This is a genomic window from Methanobrevibacter sp. (assembly GCF_017468685.1).
Classification (GTDB): Archaea; Methanobacteriota; Methanobacteria; order Methanobacteriales; family Methanobacteriaceae; genus Methanocatella.
In genome coordinates, this window is sequence record NZ_JAFUHT010000030.1 from 1 (window position 1) to 15,006 (window position 15,006).

Sequence of the window (15,006 nt, forward strand, 5' to 3'; positions counted from 1 at the left end):
TCTTCATTCATTTTTATTTTTAATTTAAATCATCTGTTTTTATTAATATCTTGTTTTAAATATTTTTATCATGTATGGTGAAGATTTAGTTTTAATTAGTTCGTTTCATAGGTTTATGGGTCATTCCAGAAATTCCGTTAAGGCATATAATAGTGCATTTAACAAGTACAGGTCTTTTCACAATATGTCTTTGACATCTCTTCTGGCGGAGGCAATCAAAGAGCAGGATGATCATGTTCCTCAAAATCGATTGAAGTTGTATGATCGTTTGATGGGTTTTAGACAGTTTTTGATTGACAATCACACTGGAAAAACCATATCTTCGAATTTGTCTAAAATCAAGACTTTTTATAAGTATAATCATGTGAAATTGCCGGTTATTCCTCCAATCAATACTAAAAATATCCGTAAGAATCCTTGCATTTCATATGATGACCTGTTAACCAAATCTGAAATTAAAAAGGCTTTAAAGGTTGCTGATGATAATGTTGGCATGTGGATTTATGTCATGCTTTCAAGCGGATCATCCAGAAGTGAATCCAAAGGACTGACAAATAAAACATTTTATGAGGGTACATTCGAATACCATAAAAAGGACAGTTTCAGGGATGCTTTGAGGTTTCTTTCAAAAAAGGATAATGTAGTTTGCACCTGTAGTTTGATTCGAAAAAAGACCGGCAGGCCATTTTATACTTTTCTTGGTCCTGAAGCGGTGCAGTTCATCTCAAAAGTCAAACTAAAAAATAAGGATTTTAATTTGGATAATTCTTTGCTTGAGGGCAGTTTGGATTATGTTGGTCGTAAGTTCCGTTTCATCAATGATTATCTGGATTTGGGTTATGCCGGTGGCTACAGACGGTTCCGTCCCCATATGCTTAGGAAGTTCAATGCAACATACCTGAATCATGAAGGGGTTAAATCTGATCTGCTTGATATGGAAAGCGTTGACACTTTGCATGGAAGGGGCAAGGACTCGACAAGGGAGTCCTATTTTAAGGACAATCCGAATGTTTTGAAATTATCATACATAAAGTGCATGAGCAATGTTTCACTTTATCATAAATACTCTTGGGAAATTGTTGGCGGTGAAGTTATCGTTTACTCACAGAAACTGTAAAGTAAATGAATATATAAATTGAAACTATTAATTTTAATTTAATCTCTTTTTATTTTTTTTAATAGTATTTTCTAATAATGGTTATATTTTTGTAATTGATATACAGGAAAATATTGCTTTTGAGTGTGTAAAATTGTTTTCATTTGCAACTGAAATTATTTAAATGATAAGATTCAAATTGTTTAATTGATTGTTAAGATTATTATTTTCATTATTTTATGGTTTTGATTGAAATGTATGTGTCTAAAATTAGAGTAAAAAATTTTAAAACATTTGATGATGTTTGTTTGGATTTAAATAAATTCAATGTTTTAATAGGAGCTTGTGGTTCTGGTAAAACAAATTTCATTCAAGTATTTGAATTGTTAAATGACATATCATATGATTTTCATGATGCTATTAAAAAGCATGGTGGAGGATATGTGAAAAACTTTAATTTACTTGAAAACAATCTTGAATCCTGTATTGAAGTACAATTCTCAAACATCAACAAATCAATCAATTTAGGTTCAAATAAAGACATTTTACTTTCATTTAACAATGTGGATTATGAAATATGTTTCAATTTTTACCATGACGAGTGCAATGTTGGAAATGAGATTGTCAAATTAACTTGCAATGTTGAATATGAAAATAAGCAAATTGAGGACAATGAAATCATTATCAAAAACAATAATGGAGAGATTAAAGTTGAATTTCTAAATGATTTAGAGGATTTGGAAATATCTGAAATAATTCCAGATACTTTAGCAGATATTGTTTCACAAAACTTCAAAAAGGACAATACTCCAATTATAAATTCAGCATTGGCCACAATACCTGTTAAATGGGGTGATTTTTTTAAAAACATTTCCTCTTATGATTTTGATCCGAAATTCTGCAAAAACATCAACACCACAGGCAATGAAAAGTTAACAAAATATGGTGGAAACCTACCAATCGTTTTAAAAAACATTTTAAATGATGAAAATCGCAAAAAAGAGTTTCTAATATACTACACCAACCTGCTGCCTTACATTAAAGAAGTGTCTGTTGAAAAAGTATTGGATGAGGAACGTATTTTCATGATTATTGAAAAGTATAATGATGTTAAAATCCCTGCACCATTTATTTCAGATGGAACCAGCTCAATAATGGCAATTTTAATTGCACTTTACTTCCAAGACGGTGAAATCATATTGATTGAAGAACCTGAAAGACATATTCATCCTTCACTAATTAATCAACTGATGTTGATGATGGAATCAGTAGACAAACAGGTAATCGTAACAACACACTCTCCGGAACTTTTAAAATACTCTGAATTAGAAGATATATTATTCATATCCCGTGATGACAATGGATTTTCAAACATTAAAAGAATCATTGATAGTGATGTTGTAAAACCGTTCATTGATGAGTTGGGTGTTGATAGTGTTTTCGTTAATGACTATTTGGGGCTTGAATAAATGAAGAATCTTTTTGTATTTGTTGAAGGAAAAGAGGACATCATGTTTGTTAAAAATGTTTTATATAACATATTTATCAAACGTTCCATTAATATTATTCCAATACCTTATCAAAGAACAAGAAATCATGAGGTTAAAAATCATATTAAAGCATCTAAGGCGGGTAATCATGATTATGTCTTGTTAAGCGATATGGATAGTCATAAATATGAATGCATCACTTCCAGAAAAAATCAACGTATTAAGGAGGTGGATGGTGAAATTACTCCTGATAAGATTATAATTGTTGTTGAAGAGCTTGAAAGCTGGTGTTTGGCAGGTATTGATGAGAGTATTGAGGAATATGCTGATTTTATCGTTCCTGAAAACACAGATAATATCACAAAGGAAGATTTTGATGAAATTCTTTCAAATACTTCATTTAATAAAAATAAAATCTTTAATTATTTAAGCTTTAATTTTAATGTAGATTTGGCTGTCAAAAGAAATAAATCATTCAAATACTTCTTAGAAAAATATGATATAATCTAAAAATAGTTGTTTTCTATTTTTTTTATGTATTCATCTGTTTTTCAAAAAAAGGGGAATTGGGAAAAATTATTTATTTCCCAATCATGCTTTTAAGGCTGTCAATGTCAAACTTAAGTCTGTCAAGTTCTAGCATCAGTTCGTTTTTCTCGTTTTCTATTTTGATAAATTCCGCTGATTTGACGTGGAGTTTTTTGACTTCAGTGTTGATGGTTACATCAAATAAATGTTCAATGTATGTGTATTTTAAATCTTCAGGGTTGATTATGAAGTATGCTTAATCAGTCTTGTTTTGGCATTACTCATAATAATTTTTTTTAATGAATGGGTTCATTTCTTATCTTAATATTGGTAACTGCTCATTTTTTAAGATTTATAAAACTTTTTCATAAAATTTGCTTTGGATGGTAAATTACTATTTGTATTACCAAAGGTACTGTAATTACTATTTTGACTGTCATTCATAATCAATTTCCACAGTCAAGTTGATAAGTTTATGGGAATTTTTTATAGGATTTATTTTTTCTTCATTTCGTAAGTAGGGTGGTATCACCAGTTTCCCGCACAAGGCATCGTATAGATGTCTTTGCTTATTTTTTCTTTTTTTTTAATAATTTAAGTTTTATTTTATTGATATATTATTTTTAAGTATATTTATTCAAAATTATGTTTAATTTATCAGTTTTGTTTCTTTTAGGATATTTTTATCAAGTTATTTTTTTTATTTTTGTGGTGTGTTTTTGTGTAAAATCGCACTTCCAAAAATTTCATTATTTTAGAAAATAATATTCTTAATTAGAATTTCTCTTAAGTTTTTCATTTCCAAGAATGATATTAAATATATTTAATTACAATAATTATAAATAATATATTCAATATAACTGGTGTATATAATTAACTTCAATGTATTGGAGGATTCGCTATGGCAATGAAAACAATTCGTGTAACTGAAGAAATTCATACAAAACTAGCTCACTTGGGTTTAAAATCCGAAACATACAATGATATTATAGCTAGATTAATTGAGGTGTATGAAAGAATGTATTTTGATGAATTAAGTGATGAAGACGCAGATTACTATAATGAAAGGATTAGGCATTTTGAAAGCGGCGACTACAGCGGCACCAGAAAAGTTGATTTAAATGCCCTCAGAAAATAATTCTGAAGTGAATTATGAACTTTTTGAAGATAGAAAGGCAATTAAATTCATGGATAAAAATTCTGATGATGAAAAATTGATAAAGAGGATACATGGCAAATATTATCAATTGGCTGTTGACCCATATAAAGAGGCAGAAAGTTCATTTAAAAGCAGAAAATGTCCTAAATGTAAAAAAACAAGGGTGGGAGATTATAGGATTATATATTTCATCAATGAATCAACTAAAGAGGTTGAGATAATTGATATTAGTCCTAGAAGGTCCATCTATAAAAAATGGAATTAATTTTTAAAAGTAGGGTGGTTCCACCCTTTTCCCGCACAAGGAATCGTATAGATTTCCTTGTTTCTTTTTTCTTTTTTTAAGGTATTATTTGGCACATGTTGTCTCATTGTTGAAAAAATGCCAAATGATTTTTTTAGACATATTTTTATATGTAAATACTCATTTTTTAGGAATTATGAAACTTTTCATTTAAATTCTATTTTTTTAAGATTTATTTTGAATGGTAAATTTACTATTTACAAAATTACACCCAAAGTGAGATTCATCCTCGACTTCTACAAAGTCGGTAGTTCAATTTTAAAAAATCACAAATTTTTAGTGTAGAATATTTCACAAATTTCCAAAAAGCATTAAAATCGAATTAATCGCCATATTAACTACAAATTGATGGAATTAGCAATCCAATATTCATCACAAAAAAGCTAAATTATCTATCTTTTAGCAGTTGCTCTAAACTTAAATATTTTCAAAAACAATATATTACCATGAATTTCATGAATAGTGATGCAAACATTAAACAGTTTCAGTTGTTAAGGTTCATTAATGAAAACTCAAGTGACGACCATGTCGTATCAAGCATTTCAATTGTGCTTCGCCGGGACAAAATCGAAGCTCCTTATTATATGGTATCAAAGATTAAACTCTCTTCATGTATTGACAGGCCGGAAAACGGACTTGTACATGCAATGGATCTTTTGAATCATCACAGAAGATATAATTTGGATGAAGACAAATACAATGAAATCAGGTCGTTGATTGTTGAGGATAGTGGCTCTGATTTGGTGAAAATCACTGAAAACGAAAATCAGCTTAAGATCGTTTTGATGTCCAGAAATGATGAGGAGTTCAATAATATTTTTAATGCCTATGAGGCACTCTTTGATGCGATTGACAATTTAACTGACTAAAAGACTAGTTCAATATAAAACGAAAATTCATTATTGGAGAAATCAGATGGACAAATTAAAGTGTGCTTTAGATGAGCTGAACGCTTCTATTAGGGATTTGGAAAATCAGATAGAAAATGCAAGACTTGAAGCTGAAGGCAATATCGAACCCTTAAAGCATGAGCTAAATCAAATCCGTGAGGATAAGCGCAGATTTGCATCTCACAATGATTTTGAGTCTGTTCAGACCTGCAGAAGACGTGAAGACAATCTCAAATTCAAAATCGAAGCCCATTGGAATCATCACTCAATGCTTAAAGGGGAACTTGTCAAACTGAAAAATGAAAGAACTGATTTGGGAAATAAAATCCAGCTTAAAAAAGACCAGATTAAAAGAAATGAAGAGATTTTAGCTCAAATAAACATTGTCTTAACTAACTATAAAAAGACCCAAAATCTCAAGAAGGCTGCAATTGATTCTAAAATCGACCCTGAACATGTCAGCCAATGGTTTGAATGGGGCAAAAGCAATTTCAACGAAACATATTCATATTTCTACACACAAATACTTGAAATAGATGATTACTTTAAAAACATGGAAGCCTTAAAGCTTAAAGGTCAGATGGACAGTGTCATTGAAGCATATAAAAGGACTAATTCGCTAAAGGAGGCTTCCAGAATCGCAGGTGTCAGTTACGATACAGTTCAGTACTGGCAGGAATGGGGATCAAGAGGCTTTGGTGAGGAAAACACTTATTTTTACCGGAAACTTGAATCATTAAAATAATCTTTTTTACTGTTTGTTAGTAGTTAAATATTTACCCTCAAAATACAAACTATACTTATGGGATTGAAAGATTTTTTCACAAATTCTTCAAATGAAACCTATAGGCATAATATGGATTTGCTGGAGGATTATGATTTGATTAATCCTATGGGTTCTCCAAATAAACTATTTTTAAAATTCCTCAAATCAAAAGGCCTTGAAATCAAAGATGATGAAATAACAACCGATTTGATTGATGAATTTGAAGACTCTATTGATTCCATAAATCTTAAAATGGCTAAAAACCAAAGGGAAAAGGAACTGATTTTTAAAAACAGAGGTGTCTGGGTCAACATCAAAGAAGGTGACGAGTGGAGGGGAAGCGATTTGCTTTTAGACCATGATTCTCTTACAATCAAACTCACCGGTGATAAAATCATTTACCGGGACATAATAGACATTGAAATCGATGAGGGAAGCTGGTCGAAAAAAGCTTTTACAATAATCACTGGAGATGACGAATACTCATTTGAAATCAACGAGGCAAAAGCAATACCGTTAAAGGAAATCATTGAGGATAATGTCTCAAATCAGACTCATGATGAAATCGATGACTTGCTGGAGCTTTATTCACTCTTTGATGAAGGTAAAATTTCATCCGAAGAGCTTGAAGTTAGAAAAGCACTGATTTACAGTGATGATAGGTACTGTACCAACTGCGGTGAAAAATTGGATTTCGATGCAGAGTTCTGCTCAAGCTGCGGCGAAAAGGTTGAGGATTAAATCAAAAATTATATAAACAACCTGCCAACAATAATTATATTACCAAATATTTTTTAGGAGTTGATAACCATGACCAGATTTGTAGTTAACCACTTAAGGAGTGTTGACTGTGATATGTGCTAGCTGTGGAGGTACTATACATGTCAATGAGTCCTGCAAAGATTGTGGCATTGAATTCAAGAGGATGCTAAACGATATAAGCCATGGTGAAATGAAGCGGCTTTTCAAAAGAATCGATGAAAACAACAGCCGAAATATTGATCTTGAAGCTTCGCTGATGGCATGTGAGCTTTTGAATTCTTCCCTGATACTTCCCGCATGCATTGAAAATGATAGATTGGGGATTGTGCAATTGCCGGGAATTAAAAACAGGAAATTCATTGCTGTTGTAACAGATATGGATGAGTTCAATAAGGGTTTTAAGTCACTGACACCTCTTACAAACTCATGGCAGAGACTTCTTGACCTGCTCGATGATGATGTTGAAGGCTTTGTAATCAACCCATTTGGGGAATGCTGCTATTTGGGACGTGACTTTTTAAATCCGTATTTTGAGGTGAACAATGATAACCTGTAATGTTTGCGGACATCTCAACAGTCCCAACAGGGTGACATGTGAGGAATGCGGTTCAGACTTGTCAGACAGTCAGGATTTGGAAATTTATGATGATGATTTAAACTTTGATGAGACTGACGAGTTTGGATATGTCGAAGATGACTTTTTTGAATAGAGGTAATAATATGTGGGAATGTCCAAATTGCGGCGAAATAAACGATGATGATGTAGAGGACTGTGAATTCTGCGGCTGCTCACCGGATGTAAACTACGGTTGGGTAGGCGAAAACTGCTAGAGCCCGATATATTCAACAATGCTTCTGATTTCGTCTTCACTGAGTATTTCCAAAGATTTCTTTTCGCATTCTTTGATTATACTTTCGATTTCGTCATCGAAGTATTGTTGGAGGAATTCATATCCGTGATGGGATGCTACCATTTTCAGGACATGGCTTGAAAGGTAAATGTCGTCTATATAACCGTATGGACCGTAAACCTGCTCGGAGATTATGTCATCAGGTGTTACATAGTATGCTATCGCTCCGCAGATAGGCAATTTGAGGGACCTGTCAACATCACTGTTCAGCAAGTCACATAACAGCTTGAACAGATTTGGTCCGTAATCGATAAATGATTCGTATTCTCCAGTGTAGGTTTCTAAATTTTCAATTAAAGTGTCGTAGAAATCTTTGAAGGTAGCTTCCATTAATCCTCACCTATTATACATTTAAGATTTTCAAACTATTTAAATATGATTTAAACACAATATTAAAACAGAGGTGTAAAGAGTGTCTAATTTTGATTTTTTAAAAGACTTTGATAGCAAGTTATACAAGCTAGGAAACCGTATTGAAAAGCAGGTAAATACTTCTCCTTCCGGTGTAAAAGCAGATGCTACTACATTTCTAGAGCACATCTTAAAGGAATTGCTCAGCCAGGCAGGGTTGAAATACAACTCTAGAAAACCATTCACCGACCAGGTAGATGCAGTATTCAGATCAAATCTGAAGATGTCAAATGCCTACAGAGAACGTATCAAAAGCGCATACAACTACAGAAACAAGATCCATGATGATTTTGATGAGATAGAAAAGCATGAATTTGAAGATGCTGTGCAGCTGCATGAAAAGCTGTTCTACATTGCCCGTAAATTCTACAGGGATTACAATGATGACTATGATGAATATAAGGGAGTGCCGGACTTCAGGCCATTGGAGCTGGATTTTTCAGATGATGAGCTTGAAATGGTCAAAGTAAAAGACTTCAATGAGATAGTTGACGTGAAATTTGACTATTGTATAGTCTGTGGTCAGCCTAACCATTTGAACTATTCGATATACTGTCATAAGTGCTCCCGTAAGCTTGACAATGCAAACAATTTCATTTCCGTCAGAAACGCATTCGGAAAGGATGCAAGGTTTACCAAGGAGGATCTCATTGAGTTCGGCATGCCTGAAGGATATGTAAACCAGTTCATCAACTCGATGGTGAGGGAAAACATGCTTAAGGTTGCAGGAAGATTCATCACCTTCAACAACATGTATATTGATGAATATCTGAATCGTATCGACAACTATATTGCAGTGGGGGAGCTTATCACACGTTTCAAGGAGGATAAGATTTCACCGGCAGATATCAGACAGTCCCGTGAGTACAAGCTTGGGAAAATCAGACATGAACCTTTCTACCAGTTCTATAAGATTGTCAATCGTGAAATCCGCAAAAAATTCGAAAAGGATTTGCTTGCCACTGAAGACATCTGGCAAAGCATAGACTACACAACAATTACAAATAAGGAACTTGAAAGATGGTATAATATAAACCTAGGTTACTATAAAAAAGGTCAGTTTAATGAATCATTCAATGTATTTAATGATTTGCTCATTGAAGACTATTTGAAATTGAAAAGCGAAGGTATAGTGGAAGATGAAATAAGAAAAACTTTAAATGTTTCCGATGAAATCTATGATTTCTGGTGCGATTACAAGCCGGCATTCTTAAATGACCTGAAACAAATCAAGCTTGATTTGATTACACAGGCAATAAATGAAGGCAGGACTCGTGAAGAAATTATAAAGTTCGCAGGAGTCTCATCCAAGGAATATGATGACATCTTCAAGGTTGCTGACCGCAAAGGTGATGAAATATCTGTCCTTAGAAATCAGGAAATAGAATCAAGGAAAAAGGAATTTGTCAAATACCTTCTTAACTTCGATTTGAAAATATCCTGTATGAAGGCAAAAATAACACTCAAGGACTTCTACAGATACTTCGAGCAGGCGGACGTGAACTCAACATTCTATGTAAAGACAACACAGATACTGATGGACAAGTACCTGCTTCAGAGATCTCGTGGAAAAACAAAGGAGCTTGCACTTCAAATCACAGGCATTAAGGAGGAGTATCTGAACCGCTGGCTTTCAAGATCCGCTTACCGTGATTTCAAGGACCGTGACCTGAAAGTAACTGTTGGGTTGATTTTGAAAGGATTCAAGCAACAAAAGACATTGTCCGAGATAGCTCAAATCACAGGAGTCAACGAAAAGACCATAAAATCATATGTCAGACTCGGTGAGAGAGGTTCAGAAATATACCGTCCTTTGTTTGAGTATTATGAAGAAAAAATCATTCCAAAAAGACTGGAGAAGTTTTTATATGGTAATCAAACAAAATCAGTCAAAAGGGCATTGGATTCATCTAAATTAAGTGAAGATGAATTAAACAAATATTATGAATTGGGAAAATCAGGTGATAAAAGATTTGCTGAGTTTTATAATAAGTTTTTTGAAATTAAAAAAGGAACCTATGTCTACCAGAGAGACAGGGGAAAATCTCACAAGATTGCACTTAAGGAATCACATCTCACCAGGCAGGAATATGAGGAGTCTAAAGAGCAGCTGGAAAAATTGAGAATATTAAATAAGTTTCGCATAATTCTTGATACCATTTCAAATAAACAAACAAGCAATGTTGCAGCAAGCAAGGCTGGTTGTAGCGTAGAGGATATCTATGAATGGTATTTTAAAGGAAGAGATGGTGAAGAAGGTTATATTAAATTTTATGAGGCCTTCCATAAGGGTTATGTAAATGCCAGCGTTGTGCCTATGCAGGAAAAAATTGACAATGAAAACGCTAAACTGAACACACTCATTAAAAGCAACAAGGATAAGTTCACCAAAAAGGATGTTGAAATTTGGATAAAGCATGGCCTTTTGAATCCCCGTTTAAATATCGAATCCCACAATGATAAGGACGAAAATGAGGAAGACGATGATTTGAAAAAGATTAATCTGGGCAAGATTAATAAATCAACAAGCAATCGATCCACTCTTGGAAGGGTTATCGACAGGGATTATGATGTTGAAAAGCTTAAAAAAGAAATTCTTAATGAATGATTTATTTTGCTTTTCACTCCAAAAACCGAAAACTATTTATATAAATAAATGACATAAATATTAAGTAACCGTTAAAAAATCAATCGCCTTTATACAAACGCCACTTTATTTAAGGAAATCACCATATGAATAGTGAATTTAAAAAAGATTTAGTCAATGCTAGCGAACTTAAGACTGTCGGAAAAAATAAAGAAGCTTTAACATATTTTGAAAAAGCCTACAACCAGAATCCAGAAGCTTTTACAATCAATCAGAAAATTGATTACGCATGGACAATGTTTCATGTCAAAATCAAAAACTTCAAAAGTGAAGATGAGCTGATTTCATCAGCAGATTTCATAACTGAAATGCTTGTGCAAAAAGATCTAAACACCAACCGCAGCTGTGTTTACACATCATCTGTTTTTAAAGTGTTAAAATACCTTAGAGATCAGCAGGATTACTACGGAATGATTCACTGGCTTGAAAAGTTAAACCCTGATTTGCTGGATGAAAAGACATACAGAAATTACGGTAGGCTTCAGAAATCCAAAAAGGAAAAATATTATGATTGGGCAACTATTGCATATTTGAAGTCAATGGAATTTGAAAAATGCATAGATACATCAAAAAAGGCTCTAAATACCTTCAAGACATTCCTTGATGATGGAGATGCATGGTACAAATGGAGAATTGCAAAATCCCTATTGGAATTGAACCGCCTGGAAGATGCCCTTGCCTACTATCTGGAAGTGATTGAGGTAAAGCATGAATGGTACATGTACAGGGACATTGCAGAAATCTATTACAATTTAAACAAACCATTTGAAGCATTGAAATATCTCTGCCCTGCAGTATTGTCAAAAACACCACTGTCAAATAAAATCAATGTATACTATCTGTGTTATAAGGTTTTCAAATCATTCAATCCTCCAATGGCCATAAAACATGCAGAGCTTTTCTGTCTTGTGAAAACTCAAAATGGTCATGCACTGCCTTATGAAATAGAGCAGCTCGATATTGACACTGCAGGTCTGAACTTTAAGGAATTGACAAGTGAAATCACTGGCCTTTGGATTCAGTACAAATACAAGGACCAAAAGCGAGGGCATGGAACAGTGATCAATTTCATCAATGACAAAAACTTCGGATTTATTAAAACCGATGAGGGTGATGAGATATTTTTCCATAAAAATGAATTTCAGGGAAGTGACATCTATATAGGTCAGCTTGTTTCATTTTACACTGAAAAGAGTTTTGATAATGTGAAAAACAAGCAGTCAGTTAAGGCTGTTAATGTGAGAGGTGAATAGCATGAGTCAGAAAAGAGTAGAGAAATTCAAAACCACACCAATCAGAATGACTTATGATAATGGAATTGCTGTTGGTGAAGGAATGAGCGTAACCGGTGTAAAACAGAAAAAAGGAGCTCACAGACCATTTCTATATAAATATTAGGAGGGATTACATGAGAAAATCATTCATAAAGCATGAAAACTTAAAAAGGTCTTTGGAAGAAATGTACGATAATGAATTGACCGAGGATATGATAGACAGATTTGCCAATGAGTTAAGGCATTCAAATCTCATTCTTGCAGCTGACATCTCAGAAAGTGAAGTCGGCCTTGCAATGGCTGAAATCGATGGCGAAAATTACGGATTTCTCTTCACCGACATGGATGAGTTTCGAAAAACATTCAGTGATGAGGAATGCGGATCCCAATTCTACGATTTTGATGTTTATCAACAAGTTATTGAGGATTTGGGAATTAATGGTTTTATCATTAATCCCAGCACCGTCGGATTTATGCTCAAAAAGGAAATGATACTTGCATTGGATAATCTGCCAGATCATGAATTTTCTTCTGATGATGTATATTCTGCAGGTGAGCTGAAAAATCTCAAGGACTCCATTGACAATAGTGATTTGGAGGATTTCATTAAAGATTCGGGAAATATCGGAAGGTATGATGAGCTGTTTGATAAAATTTCAAGCTCAACCATGCTGACACTGATGATTTCGGTGGAGGATTTGACAGATTATCTTGAAGACGGTGTGATCTGCCTTCAAAAGACAGGTCCTTTGGGATTTCTCTATCTTGATGAGGTGGGAGGTGAGTATGCCACAGTCTACACATCCGAAGATAAAATCAGCAATGTGAAAACTACAATGAACAAGTATTGCCAGATTGTCAATTTCTCCCAGATGACCAGTTTCATTTTGAATGATGATATGGACGGGATTATAATCAATCCGAATTCAGACCATATTCTATTGACACGTGATGTGCTTATGGAGTACTATCCGTTGCTTGAAAAGACTTGCAATGACACCAGATTAAATACTGCAATATTTCACATGTTTTCAATTGGAGGTGAATCATGAGTGAAGTAAAAATTCAGTTAAGCATTCAGGAAATGGTAAAGGATTTTGAAGAATTGAACCGCTATGATGAAAGGTTAGGGGTGCTTTTTGATTTGCAAAAAGCGACAGACAAGCAAATCAGTGATTTCTATCATTACATGTACTTCTTAATCAAGAAATACATTCCAACTTTTGAAAAACATGTAAGCGATGAATTCTATTCAGATTCCTCTACAGAATATGACAGGGCACTGATATTGTATCAGATGCTTTATGAAAATTTTAAGGAAATTTTCTACAATTTGGTTTAGTGATGGTAATGCAAATGATAGGTGACCTAAGGGTCATTTTTATCATTCATTAAATAATCATTAACCATTTTAAAGCTTTCTTTACCTAAAGAGGTTGCGTGGTAAATTCTGCCTTTTTTCGCTTTCTCGTTCATGCATTTGATCAGTTTCTTTTCTTTCAAATCATGCAATGCAAGAGATACTTGCGCAGGTTTTAAGTTGGTTCTTTTGACAATATCGGATGGTATTAGATATTCTGTTACTAGTGCTTCGAGAGTTTTATAGCGAGTTGATGAAATTCTGAGGAATCCAACCAAGTTCCACAATTCATCTTCGTCCGTATTACTTACCATGTTTTATTCATTTATTTGGCATGTAAAAACCTTTTATTTATATTTTTATTTTCATTTACTTTACATTTTATTTTTATTTTATTGGTTTTATTAACAAGATTTTATATAAATAATTCAAATACATATATTATACTATGCAAATAACGAATAGTCATCTAAAAACAATTATTGGTCAGGCAAGTAATTTCCTTTTAAACGGTACTGCATTACCTGAAGACTTGGCATTTAATTTTGTTGAAGAATTGAAGGTGTCAAATTTAATCATTCCGGCTAATGTGCATGATGAGGGTATCAATTTCCCTCAGGTAGTGGGAAATAACGATTTGATTTTACTTCCATTATTCACGGACAATGAGGAATTTTCAAAAAAATACACTGATGAGTTTGAACCTCTTTCCAATGAGCTGGCTTATTATGTCAACATAATAAATGATTTGGATTTTGACGGTATTATTATCAACAGTGAAAGTGATGAGTTTTTCATTGATAAATACCTGTTGAATCAGATTACACCATTTAGCAGAAACAATACCGGAAAATATGATGCCTTAAAGCTAAAGGAAATCGCTGAAAATGTTTCAAATGATTTGCTAAAGGATATTATCCATAAAGGAGAGTATGAAGGGGATGTTTTAGGAATGCTTGGAGATTGCATTCTGCTTAATGTAGTTTCAAGCAATGATGTATGTGAGGATGGAATTTTATACCGTCATACTGCCCGTGACTTTAAGTTCACCACAGTCAAAAAGGGCATAAATGAATACGGAGTCCTGTTTACAGGCATCGACGAAATCAAAAAATCCAGTTATAATCAGGACAATTATTATTTCCAGATTACAAACTATTTTGAAGTATTCAAGTATATTTTGATGAATGATTTGGATGGTGTGATTGTCAATCCTGGTCTTGAGGAATTTTACATTGAAAGGCATGTGCTGATTAGAATATATGAGGATGAAAGATTGGAAAATCCTGATTTGGCAAATTCAATTGATTATGCATTTAGGATTGAATGATTTTAATCAAAATTCATTTTTCGTGAAATGGGAAACATTAAACACAAGTTATATAATCTTTCAGGTCTAATGTATTTT

At 33.3% G+C, this 15,006-nt stretch carries 18 protein-coding genes; 16 read left to right on the forward strand and 2 right to left on the reverse strand.

The genetic code is table 11. The annotated features are described in order from the left end of the window. Positions 1-70 precede the first annotated feature (70 nt). From IJ258_RS03860 to IJ258_RS03905, 10 genes are all read left to right on the forward strand, one after another. Positions 71-1,117, forward strand: a complete 1,047-nt coding sequence (locus IJ258_RS03860) for a hypothetical protein (RefSeq protein ID WP_292803175.1) — start codon at positions 71-73, stop codon at positions 1,115-1,117. A 218-nt stretch (positions 1,118-1,335) separates the two neighbouring features. Then, positions 1,336-2,565 carry an AAA family ATPase gene (locus tag IJ258_RS03865; protein WP_292803177.1) on the forward strand — a complete coding sequence of 410 codons (1,230 nt, stop codon included), beginning with the start codon at positions 1,336-1,338 and terminating at the stop codon, positions 2,563-2,565. Continuing rightward, positions 2,566-3,096, forward strand: a complete 531-nt coding sequence (locus IJ258_RS03870) for a DUF4276 family protein (protein ID WP_292803180.1) — start codon at positions 2,566-2,568, stop codon at positions 3,094-3,096. 919 nt (positions 3,097-4,015) lie between these two features. Next, the gene (locus tag IJ258_RS03875) at positions 4,016-4,252 is read left to right on the forward strand and encodes a hypothetical protein (protein ID WP_292803183.1); all 237 of its coding nucleotides are present in this window, start codon (positions 4,016-4,018) and stop codon (positions 4,250-4,252) included. Continuing rightward, complete coding sequence (locus IJ258_RS03880) at positions 4,236-4,538, forward strand: type II toxin-antitoxin system RelE/ParE family toxin (protein WP_292803186.1); 303 nt, start codon at positions 4,236-4,238, stop codon at positions 4,536-4,538. Before IJ258_RS03875 ends, IJ258_RS03880 begins: the two co-directional genes overlap by 17 nt. 485 nt (positions 4,539-5,023) lie before the next feature. Next, the gene (locus IJ258_RS03885; RefSeq protein WP_292803189.1) at positions 5,024-5,446 is read left to right on the forward strand and encodes a hypothetical protein; all 423 of its coding nucleotides are present in this window, start codon (positions 5,024-5,026) and stop codon (positions 5,444-5,446) included. A gap of 46 nt (positions 5,447-5,492) precedes the next feature. Then, positions 5,493-6,212: a hypothetical protein gene (locus tag IJ258_RS03890; RefSeq protein WP_292803192.1), complete on the forward strand. Its 720-nt coding sequence runs from the start codon at positions 5,493-5,495 to the stop codon at positions 6,210-6,212. 57 nt (positions 6,213-6,269) lie between these two features. Then, positions 6,270-6,974: a hypothetical protein gene (locus tag IJ258_RS03895; RefSeq protein WP_292803195.1), complete on the forward strand. Its 705-nt coding sequence runs from the start codon at positions 6,270-6,272 to the stop codon at positions 6,972-6,974. A 109-nt stretch (positions 6,975-7,083) separates the two neighbouring features. Beyond that, positions 7,084-7,551: a hypothetical protein gene (locus tag IJ258_RS03900; protein WP_292803198.1), complete on the forward strand. Its 468-nt coding sequence runs from the start codon at positions 7,084-7,086 to the stop codon at positions 7,549-7,551. Beyond that, positions 7,538-7,705, forward strand: a complete 168-nt coding sequence (locus tag IJ258_RS03905) for a hypothetical protein (protein WP_292803201.1) — start codon at positions 7,538-7,540, stop codon at positions 7,703-7,705. Before IJ258_RS03900 ends, IJ258_RS03905 begins: the two co-directional genes overlap by 14 nt. A gap of 117 nt (positions 7,706-7,822) precedes the next feature. Here the strand turns inward: IJ258_RS03905 and IJ258_RS03910 are convergent, their stop codons facing one another. After that, a complete protein-coding gene (locus tag IJ258_RS03910; RefSeq protein ID WP_292803204.1) occupies positions 7,823-8,236 on the reverse strand; it encodes a DUF1232 domain-containing protein in 414 nt (137 codons plus the stop codon). An 82-nt stretch (positions 8,237-8,318) separates the two neighbouring features. On the opposite strand from IJ258_RS03910, the gene IJ258_RS03915 reads away from it, so the two are divergent. The 5 genes from IJ258_RS03915 to IJ258_RS03935 all read left to right on the forward strand — a co-directional run bounded on the left by IJ258_RS03915 (position 8,319) and on the right by IJ258_RS03935 (position 13,580). Continuing rightward, a complete protein-coding gene (locus tag IJ258_RS03915; protein WP_292803207.1) occupies positions 8,319-10,925 on the forward strand; it encodes a hypothetical protein in 2,607 nt (868 codons plus the stop codon). A 125-nt stretch (positions 10,926-11,050) separates the two neighbouring features. Continuing rightward, on the forward strand, positions 11,051-12,217 hold the full coding sequence (locus IJ258_RS03920; RefSeq protein ID WP_292803210.1) for a cold shock domain-containing protein: 1,167 nt from the start codon (positions 11,051-11,053) through the stop codon (positions 12,215-12,217). A gap of 1 nt (position 12,218) precedes the next feature. After that, positions 12,219-12,362 (forward strand): hypothetical protein, encoded by a 144-nt coding sequence (locus IJ258_RS03925; RefSeq protein ID WP_292803213.1) that lies wholly within the window; start codon positions 12,219-12,221, stop codon positions 12,360-12,362. Between the two features lie 10 nt (positions 12,363-12,372). Continuing rightward, a complete protein-coding gene (locus IJ258_RS03930) occupies positions 12,373-13,290 on the forward strand; it encodes an SseB family protein (RefSeq protein WP_292803216.1) in 918 nt (305 codons plus the stop codon). Further along, a complete protein-coding gene (locus tag IJ258_RS03935) occupies positions 13,287-13,580 on the forward strand; it encodes a hypothetical protein (protein ID WP_292803219.1) in 294 nt (97 codons plus the stop codon). The genes IJ258_RS03930 and IJ258_RS03935 overlap by 4 nt, the downstream gene beginning before the upstream one ends. A gap of 26 nt (positions 13,581-13,606) precedes the next feature. Here IJ258_RS03935 and IJ258_RS03940 read toward each other — a convergent pair whose 3' ends face one another. Beyond that, a complete protein-coding gene (locus IJ258_RS03940; protein ID WP_292803222.1) occupies positions 13,607-13,912 on the reverse strand; it encodes a MarR family transcriptional regulator in 306 nt (101 codons plus the stop codon). A 134-nt stretch (positions 13,913-14,046) separates the two neighbouring features. Between IJ258_RS03940 and IJ258_RS03945 the strand changes: the two genes are divergently transcribed. Then, positions 14,047-14,928, forward strand: coding sequence for an SseB family protein (locus IJ258_RS03945; protein ID WP_292803224.1), 882 nt, complete (start codon positions 14,047-14,049; stop codon positions 14,926-14,928). Positions 14,929-15,006: the final 78 nt, after the last annotated feature.